This is a genomic window from Actinomyces sp. HMSC075C01 (genome assembly GCF_001812965.1).
Classification (GTDB): Bacteria; Actinomycetota; Actinomycetes; order Actinomycetales; family Actinomycetaceae; genus Actinomyces; species Actinomyces acetigenes.
Genome location: NZ_KV811010.1, coordinates 85,843 through 104,304, shown reverse-complemented (window position 1 = coordinate 104,304; position 18,462 = coordinate 85,843). Strand labels below are relative to the sequence as shown.

At 68.9% G+C, this 18,462-nt stretch carries 14 protein-coding genes; 9 read left to right on the top strand and 5 right to left on the bottom strand.

Translation table 11 applies throughout. The annotated features are described in order from the left end of the window. Positions 1 to 11 precede the first annotated feature (11 nt). The 3 genes from HMPREF2883_RS09170 (at position 12) to tsaD (ending at position 4,152) form a co-directional block, all read left to right on the top strand. The gene (locus HMPREF2883_RS09170; protein WP_070661373.1) at positions 12 to 2,012 is read left to right on the top strand and encodes a fumarate reductase/succinate dehydrogenase flavoprotein subunit; all 2,001 of its coding nucleotides are present in this window, start codon (positions 12 to 14) and stop codon (positions 2,010 to 2,012) included. After that, positions 2,009 to 2,779: a succinate dehydrogenase/fumarate reductase iron-sulfur subunit gene (locus tag HMPREF2883_RS09165; protein WP_003789384.1), complete on the top strand. Its 771-nt coding sequence runs from the start codon at positions 2,009 to 2,011 to the stop codon at positions 2,777 to 2,779. Before HMPREF2883_RS09170 ends, HMPREF2883_RS09165 begins: the two co-directional genes overlap by 4 nt. 326 nt (positions 2,780 to 3,105) lie before the next feature. Next, positions 3,106 to 4,152, top strand: a complete 1,047-nt coding sequence (gene tsaD, locus HMPREF2883_RS09160) for a tRNA (adenosine(37)-N6)-threonylcarbamoyltransferase complex transferase subunit TsaD (protein WP_070661369.1) — start codon at positions 3,106 to 3,108, stop codon at positions 4,150 to 4,152. Here the strand turns inward: tsaD and HMPREF2883_RS09155 are convergent. Then, a complete protein-coding gene (locus HMPREF2883_RS09155) occupies positions 4,136 to 4,912 on the bottom strand; it encodes a TetR/AcrR family transcriptional regulator (RefSeq protein WP_070661365.1) in 777 nt (258 codons plus the stop codon). The two genes, tsaD and HMPREF2883_RS09155, sit on opposite strands and share 17 nt — an antisense overlap. Before the next feature lie 120 nt (positions 4,913 to 5,032). Here HMPREF2883_RS09155 and HMPREF2883_RS14255 point away from each other — a divergent pair, with 120 nt between their 5' ends. The 3 genes from HMPREF2883_RS14255 (at position 5,033) to HMPREF2883_RS15135 (ending at position 10,541) form a co-directional block, all read left to right on the top strand. Then, entirely contained in the window at positions 5,033 to 8,854 is a 3,822-nt protein-coding gene (locus HMPREF2883_RS14255) for an ABC transporter ATP-binding protein (protein ID WP_075371325.1), read from the top strand. A 129-nt stretch (positions 8,855 to 8,983) separates the two neighbouring features. Next, complete coding sequence (locus HMPREF2883_RS09145) at positions 8,984 to 9,298, top strand: hypothetical protein (protein ID WP_070661362.1); 315 nt, start codon at positions 8,984 to 8,986, stop codon at positions 9,296 to 9,298. Positions 9,299 to 10,397: 1,099 nt separating this feature from the next. Then, positions 10,398 to 10,541, top strand: coding sequence for a hypothetical protein (locus HMPREF2883_RS15135; RefSeq protein WP_176747189.1), 144 nt, complete (start codon positions 10,398 to 10,400; stop codon positions 10,539 to 10,541). 229 nt (positions 10,542 to 10,770) lie between these two features. On the opposite strand, the gene HMPREF2883_RS09140 is transcribed toward HMPREF2883_RS15135, so the two are convergent. Both HMPREF2883_RS09140 and HMPREF2883_RS09135 read right to left on the bottom strand, forming a co-directional pair. Continuing rightward, positions 10,771 to 12,003 (bottom strand): glutamate--cysteine ligase, encoded by a 1,233-nt coding sequence (locus HMPREF2883_RS09140; RefSeq protein WP_176747188.1) that lies wholly within the window; start codon positions 12,001 to 12,003, stop codon positions 10,771 to 10,773. An 80-nt stretch (positions 12,004 to 12,083) separates the two neighbouring features. Further along, positions 12,084 to 13,352 carry a class I SAM-dependent methyltransferase gene (locus tag HMPREF2883_RS09135; protein WP_070661359.1) on the bottom strand — a complete coding sequence of 423 codons (1,269 nt, stop codon included), beginning with the start codon at positions 13,350 to 13,352 and terminating at the stop codon, positions 12,084 to 12,086. A 350-nt stretch (positions 13,353 to 13,702) separates the two neighbouring features. Here HMPREF2883_RS09135 and HMPREF2883_RS09130 point away from each other — a divergent pair, with 350 nt between their 5' ends. Both HMPREF2883_RS09130 and groES read left to right on the top strand, forming a co-directional pair. Then, complete coding sequence (locus HMPREF2883_RS09130; protein WP_141759088.1) at positions 13,703 to 14,362, top strand: SanA/YdcF family protein; 660 nt, start codon at positions 13,703 to 13,705, stop codon at positions 14,360 to 14,362. A 250-nt stretch (positions 14,363 to 14,612) separates the two neighbouring features. Continuing rightward, positions 14,613 to 14,909 (top strand): co-chaperone GroES, encoded by a 297-nt coding sequence (groES, locus tag HMPREF2883_RS09125; RefSeq protein ID WP_070661353.1) that lies wholly within the window; start codon positions 14,613 to 14,615, stop codon positions 14,907 to 14,909. A 184-nt stretch (positions 14,910 to 15,093) separates the two neighbouring features. Here the strand turns inward: groES and HMPREF2883_RS09120 are convergent, their stop codons facing one another. Beyond that, positions 15,094 to 15,396, bottom strand: coding sequence for a WhiB family transcriptional regulator (locus HMPREF2883_RS09120; protein WP_070661350.1), 303 nt, complete (start codon positions 15,394 to 15,396; stop codon positions 15,094 to 15,096). 452 nt (positions 15,397 to 15,848) lie between these two features. Here HMPREF2883_RS09120 and guaB point away from each other — a divergent pair, with 452 nt between their 5' ends. Then, positions 15,849 to 17,384 (top strand): IMP dehydrogenase, encoded by a 1,536-nt coding sequence (gene guaB / locus HMPREF2883_RS09115; RefSeq protein WP_176747187.1) that lies wholly within the window; start codon positions 15,849 to 15,851, stop codon positions 17,382 to 17,384. 133 nt (positions 17,385 to 17,517) lie between these two features. On the opposite strand, the gene HMPREF2883_RS09110 is transcribed toward guaB, so the two are convergent. Beyond that, positions 17,518 to 18,300 (bottom strand): exonuclease domain-containing protein, encoded by a 783-nt coding sequence (locus tag HMPREF2883_RS09110; RefSeq protein WP_070661347.1) that lies wholly within the window; start codon positions 18,298 to 18,300, stop codon positions 17,518 to 17,520. Positions 18,301 to 18,462: the final 162 nt, after the last annotated feature.

The window sequence follows — 18,462 nt, the reverse complement described above, 5'->3', positions numbered from 1 at the left end:
AGTGAACGACTATGACTGAACTCATCGACGGCCTGTACTACGAGGGCGAGAAGATCGCCGACACCAAGGCCCCCCACTCCGTCCCGATCGACCGGCGCTGGGAGCAGCGCAAGTTCGAGGCCAAGCTGGTCAACCCCGCCAACCGCCGCAAACTGGACATCATCGTCGTCGGCTCCGGCCTGGCCGGCGGCGCCGCGGCCGCCTCCCTGGGCGAGCAGGGCTACAACGTCAAGGTCTTCTTCTACCAGGACTCGGCTCGCCGGGCGCACTCCATCGCCGCCCAGGGCGGTATCAACGCCGCGAAGAACTACCGCAACGACGGGGACTCCGTCTACCGGCTCTTCTACGACACGGTCAAGGGCGGTGACTACCGCGCCCGCGAGGACAACGTCTACCGCCTGGCAGAGGTCAGCGCCAACATCATCGACCAGTGCGTGGCCCAGGGCGTGCCCTTCGCCCGTGAGTACGGTGGCCTGCTGGACAACCGCTCCTTCGGTGGCGTGCAGGTCTCCCGTACCTTCTACGCCCGCGGCCAGACCGGCCAGCAGCTCCTCATCGGCGCCTACCAGGCCCTCGAGCGCCAGGTGCACGCCGGCACGGTCAAGGAGTTCCGTCGCCACGAGATGGTCGAGCTCATCATCGTCGACGGCCGTGCCCGCGGCATCGTCACCCGCGACATGGTCACCGGGAAGATCGAGACCCACCTGGCCGACGCCGTCGTCCTGGCCAGCGGCGGCTACGGGAACGTGTTCTTCCTGTCGACCAACGCCATGGGCTGCAACGCCACTGCCATCTGGCGCGCGCACCGCAAGGGCGCCTACTTCGCCAACCCCTGCTACACGCAGATCCACCCCACCTGCATCCCGCAGTCCGGGGACTTCCAGTCCAAGCTCACCCTCATGAGTGAGTCCCTGCGCAACGACGGACGCATCTGGGTGCCCAAGAAGGCCGAGGACTGCGACAAGGACCCGCGCGACATCCCCGAGGAGGCGCGCGACTACTACCTCGAGCGCATCTACCCGGCCTTCGGCAACCTCGTGCCGCGTGACATCGCCTCCCGCCAGGCCAAGAACATGTGCGACGAGGGTCGCGGCGTGGGACCGGCCATCAAGGAGCGCGACGCCGACGGCAACGAGCGGATGATGCGTCGCGGCGTCTACCTGGACTTCTCCGAGGCCATCAGCCGCCTGGGCAAGGACGCCGTCTCCGCCCGCTACGGCAACCTGTTCGAGATGTACCAGCGCATCACCGGGGACGACCCCTACGAGGTCCCCATGCGCATCTACCCCGCCGTGCACTACACGATGGGTGGCCTGTGGGTGGACTACGACCTGGAGTCCAACGTCCCGGGCCTCTACATCGCCGGAGAGGCCAACTTCTCCGACCACGGCGCCAACCGCCTGGGCGCCTCCGCCCTCATGCAGGGCCTGGCCGACGGCTACTTCGTCCTGCCTGACACCATGAACGACTACCTGGCGGACATGCTGCGCCTGGGCAAGGTCGACCCCAACGCCCCGGAGATCGCCGAGGCCAAGCGCTCCGTCGAGGAGCGTGTCGCCCGCCTCATGGCCCTGCGCGGCACCCGCAGCGTGGACGACTTCCACATGGCCCTGGGCCGCATCATGTGGGAGTACTGCGGCATGGAGCGGCGCGACGCCGGACTGCGCGACGCCATCGAGCAGATCCGGGCCCTCAAGGAGGAGTTCTGGCGCGACGCCCGCATCACGGGCCAAGCCGACGAGCTCAACCAGGCCCTGGAGAAGGCCGGCCGACTGCTGGACTTCTTCGAGCTGGCCGAGCTCATGTGCATCGACGCCCTGCACCGGCGTGAGTCCTGCGGTGGCCACTTCCGGGCGGAGTCCCAGACTCCCGAGGGTGAGGCCATGCGGCACGATGACGAGTTCCTCTACGTCGCCGCCTGGGAGTGGGGCGGGGAGAACCAGCCGCCGATCCTCCACAAGGAGGACCTCGTCTACAAGGACATCGAGCTCAAGCAGCGGAGTTACAAGTGAACATCAAGCTCAAGATCTGGCGCCAGAAGAACCAGGACTCGAAGGGCCACTTCGAGGAGTACGCCATGAGCGGGATCGAGGAGCACATGAGCTTCCTCGAGGTCCTCGACCTGCTCAACGAGCAGCTCTTCGCCGAGGGCAAGGAGCCGGTGGCCTTCGACTCCGACTGCCGCGAGGGCATCTGCGGTCAGTGCGGTGTGGTCATCAACGGGCAGGCCCACGGGCCCATCCGCTCCACCACCTGCCAGCTGCACATGCGCCACCTGGCGGAGGACCCCTCCTTCAAGGACGGCTCCACCATCACGATCGAACCGTGGCGCTCCACCGGCTTCCCGGTGCTGCGCGACCTCATTGTGGACCGCTCCGCCCTGGACCGCATCGTCCAGGCCGGCGGCTACATCTCGGTCAACACCGGTGGGGCCCCGGAGGCCCACTCGGTGCCCGTGCAGAAGGAGAAGGCCGATGCCGCCTTCGAGGCGGCCGCCTGCATCGGCTGCGGCGCCTGCGTGGCGGCGTGCCCCAACGCCTCGGCCATGCTGTTCACCGGCGCGAAGATCTCGCACCTGGGCCTGCTGCCGCAGGGTCAGCCCGAGCGTCTTGCTCGCGTGGTGAGCATGCTCAACCAGCACGACGCCGAGGGCTTCGGCGGCTGCACGAACATCGGTGAGTGCGCGGCCGTGTGCCCCAAGTCGGTTCCGCTCGAGGTCATCTCGCGCCTCAACCGGGATCTCGGCCACGCTCTGTGGAAGGGCCAGCACGCCCACTGATCCACTTGCCTCACTCAGTACCGAGCCGGGCATTTCTCGCGTACCCCAACGGAATTTCTGTAGGGCTACGCGAGAAATGCCCGGCTCGGCGGTGTTCTACGTGCATACCTTTGACCAGCGCACGCCGGTGGGGACTTTCTGCGCGTGCGGGGGCAATCTCTTCCGGACGGGGGCATGTTGCGCGTACGGCGACTGGATTGCTGTCCCCGACGGCGTCGAATGTCCCCGCCCGGAACGACAAGCGCCCGGCCGCGTGGAATGTCCCCGCCCGAGGCCTCGATAGGCGCCTGTTCGGCGTCCGTCTCTCCAGGCGATAGTCTGGCCCCGTGAGCGACCCCCTCATTCTCGGCATCGAGTCCACCTGCGACGAGACCGGCGTGGCCCTCGTGCGCGGCCGCGAGCTCCTCGCCGATGTCACCGCCACCTCCATGGACCAGTACGCGCGCTTCGGCGGCATCATCCCCGAGATCGCCTCACGCGCCCACCTGGAGTCCTTTCTTCCGACCCTTGACGCCGCGCTGGAGAAGGCCGGTGTCGACCTCAGTGAGGTCGATGCCGTCGCCGTGTGCGCCGGCCCCGGGCTCATCGGCTCCCTGACCGTCGGCATCTCCGCCGCCAAGGCCCTGGCCGTGAGCCTGAACCGGCCGATCTACGGCGTCAACCACGTCATCGGCCACCTGGCGGTCGATGAGCTGGTCGACGGCCCCCTGCCGGAGCACTTCGTCGGACTCATCGTCTCCGGCGGCCACTCGAACCTCCTGAGCATCCGCAACGTCGCCACCGACGTCGTCGAGCTCGGCGGCACTCTCGATGACGCCGCCGGCGAGGCCTTCGACAAGGTCGGCCGCCTCCTGGGTCTGCCCTACCCCGGCGGCCCGCACGTGGACCGGCTCTCCCAGGAGGGTGACCGCGGTGCCATCCGCTTCCCCCGGGGGCTGGCCGCGGGCAAGGACAAGGAGCGTCACCGCTACGACTTCTCCTTCTCCGGTCTCAAGACCGCCGTGGCCCGCTATGTGGAGTCCCTGGAGGACTCCGGCCAGGAGGTGCCCAGTGCCGACGTCTGCGCCGCCTTCTCCGAGGCCGTCAACGACTCCCTGACGGCCAAGGCGGTCCAGGCCTGCCTGGACACCGGCTGCGACACGCTCGTCGTCGGGGGAGGGTACTCGGCCAACTCCCGCCTGCGCTCCCTGGCGGCCGAGCGCTGCGAGGAGGCCGGCATCACCCTGCGCCTGCCACCACTGCGCTTCTGCACCGACAACGGCGCCCAGATCGCAGCCCTGGGGTCAGCGGCCGTGCGGGCCGGTGTTGCCCCCAGCCCCATGGACTTCGCCCCGGACTCGGGGATGCCGTTGGACGTCAGCGTTGCCCGCTGACGTCGCCCCCTGAGGCCGACTGCCCTCCGGTATCCGTTGCGCTCGGGGACAGGCCGGCGGCCACTCCCCGGATGATGATCTCGATCTTGCGGTCCAGGCCGCCGCGCTCCAGCCAGCTCTCGTTGGGCGTCAGCGCCTCGGGTAGGGGAGGGTTCCCGACGGCGGCCGCGAACCGGCTGGTCTCCTCCAGTCCCGTGGCGCCGCCCCTCCCGGTGCCTGAGGCGCTCTCTCCCGATTCGTGTCCCGGCAACGGTGCAGGCAGCTCGGGGCGACCGGCGGGGGAGCGCATGACCTCGATCTGCGCGTGCGTGGAGATGACGGTGTCGCCGACGAAGTCCAGAACCACCCCGGCCTCGTCGGCCTCGAGTCCTCCCTCGATCAGAGCCTGACACGCCTGAGCCACGGGTGCGGCGAAGAGCTGGTGGGCCCACGGCACCCCCATGATGACGCCGGCCAGGCCGGGATAGCGCTCCAGCATCTCCCAGACGGCCTCGGCATGCGCCCGAACCGTGTCGGGCCAGCGCTTCCCGGGGCGGGGAACCTCGATCTGGGCGGCGATCCTCTCCAGGCAGGCGGCCAGCAGGTCCTCACGTGAGGAGATCGTGCGGTACAGGCCGGAGACCGCCACGCCCATCTGCTTGGCCGTGGCGGTCAGGGTGAATTCGGCGATGCCGATCTCGAGGGCGGCATCGACGACGTCGTCGCGCGAGAAACCGGGTCTTGGTCCGGTTGGCCTGCCCAGTCGTGCCTGTGATGCCATGACAGCACCGTAGTGCGACTCAGCGACGGTTGCTCCCGGTTCAGAGACCAGATTAAGGTGTGCCTTATTAAGTTCTGAAACACCTTCAGAGTTAGAGTCGACGGAAGAACGAGGCACCTGATGAGCACGCAGGCACAGCGGCCGGCGCCAGGGACGTCGCCGCAGACGGCACCGCAGTCGTCTTCGCAGCTGTCGCCGCCTTCGCCGGGCCCCGGAAGAGCCGGGGAATCGGGCGAGCAGGTGAGGAGGAGCAACGCTCAGCGCTCGCGTGAGGGGCAGGCCGCCATCGCCCGCCTCGGCGCCCCCGTGCGCACCCGCCTGCGGATCGGTCAAATCCTCGTCCTGCTCTCCGCGGTCCTGGCGGTGGCCCCCTACATCGCTCTGGTCCAGCTCGGCGACATCCTGCTGCGCGCCCACCGGGCGGGCCTGAGCCCGGATCCCCGGCAGGTGTCAGGTGCAGTCATGGTGCTCGTGAGCGCCTACTCCACCCGCCTGCTGCTGTACTTCCTGGCGCTGCTCATCACCCACCTGGCCGACCTGTCCCTGCGCGACCGCCTGCGCCGCGACATCGTTGTGCGCATCTCCCACGCCCCGCTGTCCTGGTTCACCGCTTCCACCTCCGGGCGCCTGCGCAAGGCCGTTCAGGACGACACGACTCTGGTCCACACCGTCATCGCCCACGGTCCCGTCGAGCGCCTCAACGCCATCGTTACCCCGCTGGCCCTGCTGGGGTGCGCCTTCTGGATCGACTGGCGCCTTGCTCTGCTGGCTGTCTCCACACTCATCCTCTACGTGCTCACCTACTCGGTGTCCATGCGCGGCATGAACGAGAAGACCGTGGAGATGGACCGCAAGCTGGCCGCCATCTCCTCGGCCATGGTCGAGTTCGTCTCCGGTATCGGCGTGGTCAAGGCCTTCGGGCGCGTGGGGCGCGCCCACTCGGCCTACCTCGCCGCCGCCGACGAGTTCTCCGCCTTCTACCGCGCCTGGGCGATGCCTCTGGTGACCGTCACCTGTCTGTCCTTCACCTGGGTCTCGATCCCCGTACTGCTCCTGGTCAACCTCGGGGGAGGGGCGCTGCTCATCCATACCGGTGCCGTCACCCTGCCCCGGGTCCTGGCCACGACCCTCGTCGCCCTGGTCCTCCCCGCCGCACTCATCACCATCGCCTCGATCTCCTGGTCCTACCAGCTGGCCGGGGCGGCGGCCCTGCGCCTGTGCGAGGTCCTCGACACCCCCGTTCTGCCCGCCACCGACCGCCCCGAGCGGCCTCGCACGGCGTTCGTCGAGATCGACCACGTCTCCTTCTCCTATGGGGAGGTCCTCGCCGTCGACGACGCCTGCCTGACCTTGGAGCCGGGAACCGTGACCGCGCTGCTGGGCCCCTCCGGCTCGGGCAAGTCGACACTGGCCACCCTCATCGCACGCTTCGCCGACCCCGACGCCGGCGCCGTCCGCATCGGCGGGGTGGACCTGCGGGACATGGACGAGTCCACCCTGTACTCCACCGTTTCCTTCGTCCTCCAGGACGCTCAGCTGCTCGCCACCACTGTGTGGGAGAATATCGCCCTCGGGCGCCCCGAGGCCGACCTGGCGCAGGTGCGCGCCGCCGCCCGCGTGGCTCGAATCCACGAGGAGATCATGGCGCTGCCGCAGGGCTACGACACCGTCCTGGGGCAGGACACGGCACTGTCCGGTGGGCAGGAGCAGCGCATCGCCATCGCCCGTGCCATCCTGCTGGACACCCCCGTCATCGTGCTCGACGAGGCCACCGCCATGGCCGACCCCGAGTCCGAGGCCGAGATCCAGCAGGCACTCAGTGCCCTGGTCAAGGATCGCACCGTCCTGGTCATCGCCCACCGGCCTGCCGCCGTGCGCGGCGCCGACCGCATCGCCGTCATGGACGGCGGACGCATCGTCGCCGCCGGCTCCCACGACGACCTGGCCGATGAGCCCCACTACCGGGCCCTGCTGCGCCAGGCCGGCGAGCTCAAGGGCGCCGCGGAGGCGGACAGCCACGACACCGTGACTAGGACGGACGGCCCCGCACTCGCCGACGGTACGGCTGACGATGCGGCCGACGGCAGCGTTCTTGTACCGGCATCCTCCCGCACCGATGACCGGGGCGGGAGGACCGGGACCGCGCTTCCTGTGCCCTCCACTTCCGGCGGGTCCTCCCGGCCGGCGGACTCCCTGCTGTCCCGCTTCCGCAGGCTCATGACCGACTCCTCCTGGAGACAGACCCGAGGGTGCATCGCCCTGGCGGGAGTCAACGGCGTCCTGGTGGGACTGGCGCTGCTGGTGCTGCTGCCCGCCTCAGTGGCTCTGGCGACCAGTGCCCCCCGATGGGGGCTGTCCTTCGGCGGCTGGCTCATCGTGCTGGTCGTTCTCGGTCTCGGCGCGGCTGTCTGCGACTTCCAGGGACGGCGCATGGGCATGTCGGGGGCGCTGGGCTTCATGCACGACGTTCACCACGCGGTGGGCGACCGGATCGCGCGCCTGCCCCTGCGCTGGTTCACCGCCGACTCCGCCGGCACCCTGTCCCGGGCCGTGAGCCAGGAGATGGTTGCTCTGGGGGAGTCCGCCGCCCACTTCGTGTACCTGCTCACCTCCACGACCGCTGCATGCCTGGTCGTCGGGGTCGGCTCCTGGGCCTGGGACTGGCGCCTGGGACTCCTGCTGACGCTGGCCGTGCCCCTGTTCGCCGGACTCGTGCGCCTCTCGCGCCGTCTGCTGGACCGGGGCAAGTCCATCTCCGAGCCCGCTGAGCGCGAGCTCGCCGCCCGCATCGTCGAGATCGCCCGCTGCCAGGGGGCCCTGCGATCCTGCCGGGCCGCCTCCGGCTACAGCCGCCTCACCGCCGCCTTCGACGACGGGGCCCGCGCCTCCAGGCGCGCCCTGTGGTGGGAATCGGCCGGCAACCTCGTCAACGGCGCGCTGAGCCAGATCGTCGTCGTCGCCATGATCGTCCTGACCTCCTCACTGGCCGCCTCCGGCTCCATGGAGCCACTGGCGGCCATCGCCGTCATCGGCATGTGCCTGCGCTTCACCACCATGCTCGACGACATCGGAGCAGCCGTCATGGGCGTGGAGGAGCGGCGCCAGATGATGAACCACCTCGACGCCGTCATGGACGCCGAGCTCATGGCCGAGCCGCAGGAGCCCATCGCACTGCCCGAGCCGGGGACCGTCGAGCTTGACGACGTCGTCTTCGGCTACCGCCCCGACGCTCCCGTCCTGACCGGGGTGTCGATGAGCGTGCCCGCACGCACCATGTGCGCCATCGTGGGCCCCTCCGGCAGCGGCAAGACGACCATCGCCCGCCTCATCGCCCGCTTCTGGGACGTGAGCTCGGGGGTCGTGCGAGTTGGCGGTGCTGACGTGCGCGACATGCCGACCTCCCAGCTCATGGAGCAGCTCTCCATGGTCTTCCAGGACGTCTACCTCTTCGACGACACCCTGGCCGCCAACATCCGCATCGGCGACCCCGCGGCCGATGACGAGCAGGTGCGCTGGGCCGCGGAGCTCGCCGGCGTCACCGAGATCGTCAACCGTCTGCCCCACGGCTGGAGCACCCGCGTGGGAGAGGGTGGGCGGGCCCTGTCCGGCGGCGAGCGCCAGCGCGTCTCCATCGCTCGGGCCCTGCTCAAGCGCGCACCGATCGTGCTGCTCGATGAGGCCACCAGTGCCCTGGATGCGGAGAACGAGGCCAATATCGTTGCCGCGATGCAGGAGCTGCGGCGCACCTCGACACTCATCGTCATTGCCCACAAGCTCGAGACGATCGCAGCGGCCGACCAGGTCATCGTCCTCGACGACGCCGGGCGCATTGCCCAGCGGGGACATCACCATGAGCTCGTGTCCGTCGAAGGGCCATACCGCAGCTTCTGGGAGCAGCGCACCCGGGCCCGCGGGTGGTCACTCGTGTCGAGGCAGGACTGATCGCCCCCGGGAATCACCGATCGCCGGGCGAGACTCGGGACCGTGTCGGCTCGCAATAGAAGTGGGGAACGGGTCCGGATGTCAGGCCGACTTATCAGTTATCGGCGGATTCGGCGGCTCAGGGGATCCATGGCGTCGATCCGTTCGACGATCCGCATCGCGCGGGCCTCGGTCCGCTTGCGAAGGATCCCCTCCTGCGGGGCTGACGATGGTGCGGGTGCGCGCGATGCCGGCCTCTATTCCAAGAAGAAGCAGCCCGATGACAGCAACAGAAGCGCTGACCGCACCGATCTGTGCGAGGGTTCCTCTCTGGATCGTCACTGTCACCAGGAATGCGGCGAAGCCGATCGGGCGGTGCCGATCAGGCCCACGAGGACGCTGCACGTCATCATGAACTACCCCGGGTGCACGGTCAGGGGATTACTGACCCCGGTGATCGACTGAGGTGGGGTGCTCATTCCGCTGGTATTGAGGCTGTCAGAAGAGGGCCGAGAGGGAAATGAGGTTATGGGTACGAATGTGGGGTGTGCTCTATTGAAGCGCAATGTTTTGGATAATTGTGGCGGCAATGAAATGATGGCTTGGAAGGTGTGTGCTACGGGCGGGGAAGGAAAATGCTCTCGTGTGACCCGGATAGTTAATTCCGTGTTCTGTTATGACGTCAGCGCACGTTGTTCTCTCTTGCATTTTCCATTGTTCATTCCACGGGAGGATAAGGAGAGTTCGTGCCCACCTCTTCCGCTGCAGCGCACGTCGATCCCTCCGCCCGGGTCCTCACCGCCTCCTCGGCAGTGCTCCGAGCACAGCTCGGAGCACTGGTCATGTTCGTGGTCGTCGGGATGTGTGTTGTCTCCTCGCTTGTGAGACACTCGCTCGGACGGGACCCCGGGGCGTGTTGGTGGTCCTGAAGGCGAGGGTGGCCTCAAGGCGAGGCATGACGGGGCGTGGGTGTCCATGGTGCTGACATCAATCCCGCACCGGCGCTGCACGCCGAGGAAGAACCGCAGGATTCCAACGATCCTTACGGGGCGTTTCAGCGGCTGGATCGTTCATGTCAGCGCTGTGGACACCGGGCCGCGCAGGAGCGAGTCCGGGGTTCTCGGTGGCACAGCCCGGCGCCTCCGCCACAGGTCCAACCCCCCGCCCCCTGCCTGCGCGGGGTCCGGTCGAAGGTAGGCCCTTCGAGATCACGGATATGGCCCCGACCCCTGCCCCCTGCGCAGGGGCCCGGAGGTCATGGTTGGACGCCGGCTCCGCCTTGAGTCTCGCCTCGAGTCGGACTACTCCACGAGGGTCGGGATCCACTGACCGAGGGTTGTGCGTACTGCACGAAGGCCCCACCTACCCGAAGTACCCCCAACCCTCCTCCAGTAGCACCCCACCCTCGTGCAGTGCATCCAGACGACGCCGGCAGCCACCACAGTCATCGGGCCAGCCCCCTCCGACAAGCCCAAGCAACAGCCCTCCCCTCCGGCAGACCCACCCCACCAGTGTCCTGAGAAGTCATGACACCCGACACTCCCAGAAGACATGAGACAACACAGTGGTCGTCGGGATGGTGGGCGTGTGCCTGTGGGCGGGGTATCCGGTGGACCTCATGTCGCAGCACTGCGGGCTGCCCGTGATCGCTATCATGAGCATGGTCGACCGCGCCGTCGGACTGCTGCTGAGCCTGGCTGACCTGTAGGGATACCTCTCCGTCTCCAAGCCGATCCTGGTGATCGACTCCGCGGGTGGTGCGCAGGCTGGAGAGGAGCTTCTCCCACAGTCACACGACGATCCCGATTCCTGCCCTGCTGGGGATTCCCGCCACTGGCATGACCCGCCTCCTACGTGAGGAGACGAGGCTGCGGACAGGGCGCTCCTGAGCCGGAGCCCCGACGCCACCGGCCACAGGTGGGTCGCCGGCGCGCGGTTTAGGACTTGGCCGCCAGCGAGAGCACCTCGGTGGGGCGCAGGGGCCTGCCTGCCCGGGCCTCGGCCAGCAGCAGCCTGACGGCCGCCTCCCGCTGCCCTCCGTAGGCCCCGACGGCGGCGATCTGACGCTGGTAGGAGGCCCCCGTCTCCAGTGTGGTGCGCACGGAGTCCAGCTCGGCGGCGCAACCGAGATCCTCGGCGACGGGAGCGAGCTCGGTGAGCATCTGCTCGACCGTGTCTCCCACCAGCTCCTCCTCACCGGCTGAGTTGACGATGAGGATCGCGTCCATGCCGTAGCGGGCTGAGCGCCACTTGTTCTCGGCGACGTACCAGTCCGGTAGTGCATCGAGCTCCTCACCCCGGTCCAGGGTGCGGGAGAAGGACTCCACGAGGCACTGGGTCAGCGCCGCCATGCCGGCCAGCTCGGTCAGGTTCGTTGCGGCATCGCAGGCCCGCACCTCGATGGTCCCCAGGCGCGGCGAGGGGCGCACGTCCCAACGGATCTCGGTGAAGTCCTCGATGACGCCGGTGTGGACCAGGTCACCGGTGTAGCTCTCCAGCTGCTCCCAGGTGCTGAACTGCTCGGGGGCGCCGGCGGTGGGCAGCTGCTGGAACATCATGGCGCGGTTGTCCGCGTAGCCCGTGTCCGCCCCCGCCCAGAAGGGTGAGGAGGCGCTCAGGCACTGCAGGTGGGCGGTGCGGGTGAGCAGGGCCTTGAGGATCGGCAGAACCTTGGCCCGGTCCTCGACGCCGACGTGGACGTGGGTGCCGAAGATGAGCATCTGGTGGCCCCACAGTCGGGTGCGGTCCACCAGGCGTGCGTAGCGCTCGGCATTGGTCACTTTCTGCACCAGAGGGTCGGCGAAGGGGTGGGTCCCGGCCGAGGCCAGGTCCACGCGCAGCGGGTCGGTGACGGGAAGAACGCGGTCGAAGGCGAATGCGATGTCCTCCATGCACTCGGCCACGGTCTTGCGCGCCCCGGAGACCAGCTCGATGGTGTTGAGCATCATCTCGCCGTGCACGTGCCGGTCCGGGCCCACCTTCTGGAGGATCTCCTCGGCACACTGGCGCAGGTCGAGGCTGTCGCGGTCGATGAGGGCCAGCTCCCACTCCACCCCCAACGTGGAGCGGGCCGAGCTGGCGAAGTCAAGGGACTGGGGACGGTGAGCCGGCGGAAGCTGAGTGCCGGCGGGCACGGCGCTCGGGCTCGTCGTGTCAGTCGTGTCCTGCATGTCCTGGTCTCCTCGGGTTCCTTGGGGCCCTCGCGGGTGCTGACAGGGCCTCTCGTCGCGGGAAGGGGGTATAGGGGGTATTACGTCGGTGAGTGAGCCGATGAGGCGCCGGTGATCGGTTCGACGACGAGAACGGCGCCCCTCGCCTTGTCTCCCACCCGGGTCAGGATCCAGGTCTCCGACTCCTGACCGCTCAGCCTCAGCGAGGCGCGCAGGGCGTCGGGGGAGACGTCGACTCCGCGCTTGAGGATCTCCAGGCGCCCGATACCGAGCTCGCGGCTACGGGAGCGCAGGGCCTTGAGCCGTAGCGGTAGGACCTCGGTGAGTCGGAAGGAGCGCACGAAGGGGGCGGTCGCCTCGTCGGGGAGGCGCTCTCCCGTGAGGTAGCCGATCCGGGGCCCCACCGGCCTGGCGTCCAGGGTCTCGCACAGGTGGGCGACGAGCCCGGCGCGCACGGCGGCGCCGTCGGGAACGTGGATGAGGCTGCCCAGGTCGTCGGGCGAGCCGATCGGGTTGACCTGGACCGGTGGCTGCGAGGGGTCGGTGGTGCTGGGGTCGACCAGCGTGCAGGCGCTCGCACCATCGGTCCCTGAGCGCAGGAGCATCGCGGAGCGCCCGGGCCCCTCCGGTGCCAAGGGCCCGCACCAGATGGCCGCCTCGACGACGTCGCCGTCCACGCTCACCCACTGGGTGTGGGCGTCCGACGGCAGCGCGGCATGATCGATGCCGGGGGCGACCTTGACGCCGAGGGCGGGCACGGCCTCGCGCAGCGCGAGCACCTGCGACAGAGTCGGAGACCACTGCTCCGGGTCGGTGATGCGACGTCCCGCGGCGCGGCGGGCGGGGTCGGCGAAGACGGCGTCCACACCCCGCTCGACCAGGTCGATGTCCAGGGCGTCGGCGCACTCGACGCTCGCGTGGGGGAAGGGCATGAGGTTGATGGTGGCCAGGGCGGCTGCGGCCTCATCTCGGTCGACGGCGAGCACCGGCAGATCGAGCCCGGCCAGGGCGACGGCGTCGCCCCCGATCCCACAGCCCAGGTCCGCGACCTTCGTCACGCCCGTGGCCGCGTAACGGGCCGCATGGTGAGCCGAGACCGTCAGCCGAGTGGCCTGCTCCAGGCCGTCGGCGGTGAAGAGCATCTGCTGGGCGAAGGGGCCGAACTTCGCTGCGGCCCGCTCGCGCAGGCGCTGCTGCGTCAGCGCGGCCGCCACCAGGTCGGGGGAGTGGCCCTCCTCGCGCAGGGAGCGTCCCAGGGACAGGGCCTCGGAGGGGTCGTAGGGGGGCAGGGAGGACAGAAGCTCCCAGCCCTCGGGGGTCAGCAGGAGCGCGACGTGGTTCTCAGCCATCACCCCCGATCATTCCATGCAGGACCTGCTCGTGGGCGTGATGTTCACTGGGTGGAGCGGGAAGGGTGTCGACGCGGAAGGGCCGGGAGGGGCCTGTAGGGACCCTGGGGGACCCTGCCCGGCAGGCGCTGAGTAGGGTTGTGGACCGAGGCGCCGCACACCGGCGGGGCCGAAAGGCGCAGGAGGGGAAGGCGGATAGGCGACTGATGACTGAGGAGGAGCCCCGGCTCGGTGCCGGTCTGGGTGCCGACGCCGCCGTGGGGCGCGAGGACGACGGCGTGAGCACAGCCCAGGGGTCTGACACTGCGGGACGCCTCCGGGCGCTCCTTGGGCCACTGGCGCGGATCTCTCTGACAGTCATGGGGACCGTGGCCCTCCTGGCGGCCGGGGCCAGCATCTGGGCGTGGACCGTCAGTGCCGGGCATATCGAGACCGCCGGTGAAGGTCCCGGCGACGGCGAGGCGGCCAGGGCTCCGGTGGCGATCGTCCTGGGGGCGGCCGTTCACGCCGACGGACAACCCTCGCCCTGGCTGGCCCACCGGCTCGACGCCGCCGCTGACCTCTACACCAGCGGCCGCGTCGAGGCGATCCTGGTCTCCGGGGACAACCGGCGCGCCGGCTACGACGAGCCCACTGTCATGCGCCGCTATCTCGCCTCCCGGGGGATCCCCGAGCAGGCGATCGCTGTGGACTACGCGGGCTTCGACACCTACGACACCTGTGTGCGGGCGCGCAGGATCTTCGGGATCGAGCGGGCCCTGCTCGTGACCCAGGACTTCCACGAGCCGCGCGCGGTCGCCATCTGCCGCTCGGTCGGCGTCGACGCCGACGGCGTCGGCGACTCACGGGCCCGCAACGACCGCATCGGGTGGACGGTCAGCTGGATGCGCGAGCGAGCGGCGGCGATCAAGGCGGTCGTCGATGTCGTCTCCCGACGAGACCCGACCCTGGGCCGCCAGGAGACGAGTGTCAACGAGGCCATCGCCTGGACCCGGGAGCACCGGCGCTGACGAGGGCTGACGCCCACGGCGAAACCGCCGCCACGCTTTGGCACTCGCGTTGACTGAGTGCTAACGCCGTCGTAGATTCTCCGTCAGGCGCAGCGGAGTGCTCGCCCGGTCCTGGGACGCAGGGCGGGCACCTTCTGCGACTCGCACTCCTGCATCGTGCCGGATCGACCCCCGCGACGGCGATCTGGAACGTCTGGGGAGGGCGAACAAGCCGTTCTACTGCACGTTGAAGAGAAGGAGGAGGTCTCCAATGTCGATCTCCATCAAGCCGCTCGAGGACCGTATCGTCGTCCAGACCGCTGAGGCCGAGCAGACCACCGCGTCGGGCCTGGTCATCCCCGACACCGCCAAGGAGAAGCCCCAGGAGGGCAAGGTCGTGGCCGTGGGTCCGGGTCGCGTCGATGACTCCGGCAACCGCGTGCCCGTCGACGTCGCCGAGGGTGACGTCGTCATCTACTCCAAGTACGGGGGCACCGAGGTCAGCTACGCCGGTGAGGACTACCTCATCTTGTCGGCGCGCGACGTCCTGGCGGTCGTCACCAAGTGACCCGTTGAGGTCGTGTGCGCCGTCCGGCGCTACGGCACGTTGAAGGGGGAGGCACCTTGGGGTGCCTCCCCCTTCAACGTGTGCGCACAGTGCCTGCTGCATGGAGGCACCATGGCACTATGTCTGGACGATTGTCTTGAGTTGGGAACGTCCGTGTGTCGATTCCCTGAAACAGGGCGGAGCGTTAGGCCGGCTCGTCGGCGAAACGGCGTGCCTGCCGCTCATAGTAAGCGCGCCGCTCCTCCTCACTCATGCCTCCCCAGACGCCATAGGGCTCGCGAGTGCTCAGGGCATGGTCCCGGCACTCCTCCAGGACGGGGCAGTCCTGACAAATGGCCTTTGCTCGTTCGTCCCGCCGTCGACGGGAACCGCCTCTCTCTCCTTCGGGGTGGAAGAAAACCGAGGAGTCCATGCCGAGGCAGGCCCCCCGGTACTGCCACTCCCAGAGGGTGGAGATCGGGCCGGGCAGGCGCGATGAGTCGTGCATTGCCTCCCTCCCCTCCTTTGGATATGGCGGTCGGGCGCACCGAACTTGATGCGCTATATCTAACGATAAGATCGCGCGGTGCGTTAATCAAGAAGAAACATTCTATCTCACAATGAAATTTTCTCCAGATTTGCTGGGTGTCTGCGTTCTGGCTGTGTGAAAACGTGCGCCAGAATGTGGCGCTCGAATAGCAGAAACGTTTTGTGAACGATGTATGTCTGAAGGGCATCTTTTTTCTGAAACGTTCCGCGTTAGTTGTCGCTTTATTTCTGGGGTGCTGGTCGCCTCAGCGTGGTGGTCTCGCCGTCGGGCCGGCTGCCGTTCAGGCGTCGGGGCGAGGGTCCGGCCCAGCCCCTCCGGGCGGCTCGGTGCAGGCGGGACGGTGCCGGTGGTCAGTGGGGCGGACAGGCCGGTGCCGACGGATATGCACAGGGTGGTCAGGTCGTCCTACGATGGCCCCCGTGAGCGACTCGATCACCAGCCCTGACGTCTTTGCCCCTACCGGTCTCACTTACGACGACGTGCTCCTGCTCCCCAGGCTGACCGACGTCATCCCCTCCGAGGTCGATACGACCTCCAGGCTGACCCCGAGGATCAGACTGGCCACACCGCTGCTCTCGGCCGCGATGGACACGGTCACCGAGTCGGACATGGCCATTGCCATGGCTCGTCAGGGGGGTATCGGTATCCTTCACCGCAACCTGTCCATCGAGGACCAGGCTCAGCAGGTGCGACGTGTCAAGCGCTCGGAGTCCGGCATGGTCACTGACCCGGTGACCGTCGGACCGGACGCCACCATCGCCCAGCTCGACGAGCTCTGCGGCCACTACAAGGTCTCCGGCCTGCCGGTCGTCGACGCGGGAGGCAACCTTCAGGGGATCATCACCAACCGCGACCTGCGCTTCGTCCCCCCGGAGCGCTGGGCGAGCCTGACCGTGCGCGAGTGCATGACGCCTCGTGATCGCCTCATCACCGGCGCAACCGGCATCTCCCGGGAGGACGCCAAGGCGCTCCTGGCCGAGCACCGCATCGAGAAGCTGCCCCTGGTCGACGCCGAGGGGCGCCTCACCGGTCTCATCACCGTCAAGGACTTCGTCAAGACCGAGCAGTACCCCCACGCCACCAAGGATGCCGAGGGGCGCCTTGTGGTGGGGGCCGCCGTCGGCTACTGGGGAGACACGTGGGAGCGCGCCGGGGCTCTGGCCGAGGCCGGCGTGGACGTCCTCATCGTCGACACCGCCAACGGCGGTGCCAAGCTGGCGCTGGAGATGATCTCCCGTCTCAAGTCCGATTCCGCCTTCAGCGGCATCGAGGTCATCGGCGGCAACGTTGCCACCCGTGAGGGTGCCCAGGCGCTCATCGATGCCGGGGTCGACGCCGTCAAGGTCGGGGTGGGGCCGGGCTCCATCTGTACCACGCGTGTCGTCGCCGGCGTGGGGGTGCCCCAGGTGACGGCCATCTACGAGGCCGCCCGGGCCTGTAAGCCCGCCGGGGTCCCCCTCATCGCCGATGGCGGCCTGCAGTACTCCGGTGACATCGCCAAGGCCCTCGTGGCCGGAGCGGAGACGGTCATGCTCGGCTCCCTGCTGGCGGGCTGCACGGAGTCTCCCGGCGACCTCGTCTTCGTCAACGGCAAGCAGTGGAAGCGCTACCGCGGCATGGGGTCGCTGGGCGCCATGAGCTCGCGTGGACGCACCTCCTACTCCAAGGACCGCTACTTCCAGGCCGACGTCTCCTCCGACTCCAAGATCGTCCCCGAGGGCATCGAGGGTCAGGTCCCCTACTCGGGGGCGCTGGGCGACGTCGTCTACCAGCTCATGGGCGGGCTGCACCAGTCAATGTTCTACGTGGGTGCGCGCACGATCCCCGAGCTCAAGGAGCGTGGGCAGTTCGTGCGGATCACGAGCGCCGGCCTCAAGGAGTCCCACCCCCACGACGTCAAGATGACCGTCGAGGCCCCCAACTACACCGGGCGAGACGGGGTCTGAGACGTCGGCGGCCCCGCCGACCAGACAGACTCAGCACAGCACTGCCACGCAGGGAGCCGTCCGGAGTGATCCGGCCGGCTCCCTACGTGCTTGGGGCCCTCGCTGGTTGTGCGGCAGGCGGGCTCGGAGGGACTCAGCGCATGGGGGAGTCCGGCAGGGGCCAGGCGGTCTGGGCCGGCGTCCGCGAGGGGGCTTGGCGCGCCAGCCACTCATTGAAGGACTCCGCCCAGGCGCGGTGGGCTCGGGCCTGGAAGGCCACGAGCTCATCGGGGCCGAGCTCGGAGATCTGCGGGTAGACCGAGGCCAGGGCCTCGAGCACATCGAGTGTGGCGGCCACGTCCACCTCCGCGGTGTGCAGGGCCTCATCGACGCGCACACCGTAGACCTCGCAGAGGTCGCCCAGGCGGCGCTTGCCGCGGCGGTAGCGATCCACGGCCCGGTCCAGGACCAGCGGGTCGGCGATGGGCCCCAGCTCGCGGCCAAGGCGCGAGCGCATCGTGGGCAGCCCGTGGCGAGCGAGCTCGGCCTCCATGAGGGTCAGGTCGTAGGAGGCGTTGAAGACGACGACCGGGGTGCCGGCCGTCATTGCCGCCAGCAGGTGCTCACTGACCTCTGCCAGCACCTCGGTCACCGGCCGTCCCTCGGCGCGGGCCCGCTCGGTGGTCACGCCATGGACTGCGGAGGCGGCCTCGGGGATCTCCACGCCGGGATCGGCGAGCCACGTAGTCACCGACTGCGGCCGGACGCCGTCGGCCTGAGGTGCTGCCCGCCAGACGAGCGCCGCCGTGACCAGGCGGTCGCCGGAGGGGTCCACTCCGGTGGTCTCAGTGTCGAAGCCGAGCAGGGGGCCCCGTGGCCAGGCGGAGGCAACGGGGGCGGCGGCGTCGGATACGGAGGAGGAGTGCGGGGTGCTCATGGGGCCAGCATGCCACCGGGGTACGACACTAATGCGCCAGTGGCGGTGCGCCTCGGTCTTGTCTCCCCGCTTCTGAGTCGTCGACTGGGCGGAGGGTGGGATCGACTCTGTGGTGCCTTGGCGGCGCAGTCGGCCGCGTAGGCCGGCGTCGCGTTCGTACCT

Excerpts from the sequence above, each read along its gene's own strand:
- groES (WP_070661353.1), top strand. The coding sequence starts at position 14,613 with ATGTCGATCTCCATCAAGCCGCTCGAGGACCGTATCGTCGTCCAGACC.
- HMPREF2883_RS09135 (WP_070661359.1), bottom strand. The coding sequence starts at position 13,352 with ATGGCTGAGAACCACGTCGCGCTCCTGCTGACCCCCGAGGGCTGGGAG.
- HMPREF2883_RS09120 (WP_070661350.1), bottom strand. The coding sequence starts at position 15,396 with ATGCACGACTCATCGCGCCTGCCCGGCCCGATCTCCACCCTCTGGGAG.
- HMPREF2883_RS09170 (WP_070661373.1), top strand. The coding sequence starts at position 12 with ATGACTGAACTCATCGACGGCCTGTACTACGAGGGCGAGAAGATCGCC.
- guaB (WP_176747187.1), top strand. The coding sequence starts at position 15,849 with ATGGCCCCCGTGAGCGACTCGATCACCAGCCCTGACGTCTTTGCCCCT.
- HMPREF2883_RS09155 (WP_070661365.1), bottom strand. The coding sequence starts at position 4,912 with ATGGCATCACAGGCACGACTGGGCAGGCCAACCGGACCAAGACCCGGT.
- HMPREF2883_RS09140 (WP_176747188.1), bottom strand. The coding sequence starts at position 12,003 with ATGCAGGACACGACTGACACGACGAGCCCGAGCGCCGTGCCCGCCGGC.
- HMPREF2883_RS14255 (WP_075371325.1), top strand. The coding sequence starts at position 5,033 with ATGAGCACGCAGGCACAGCGGCCGGCGCCAGGGACGTCGCCGCAGACG.
- HMPREF2883_RS09110 (WP_070661347.1), bottom strand. The coding sequence starts at position 18,300 with ATGAGCACCCCGCACTCCTCCTCCGTATCCGACGCCGCCGCCCCCGTT.
- HMPREF2883_RS09145 (WP_070661362.1), top strand. The coding sequence starts at position 8,984 with ATGGCGTCGATCCGTTCGACGATCCGCATCGCGCGGGCCTCGGTCCGC.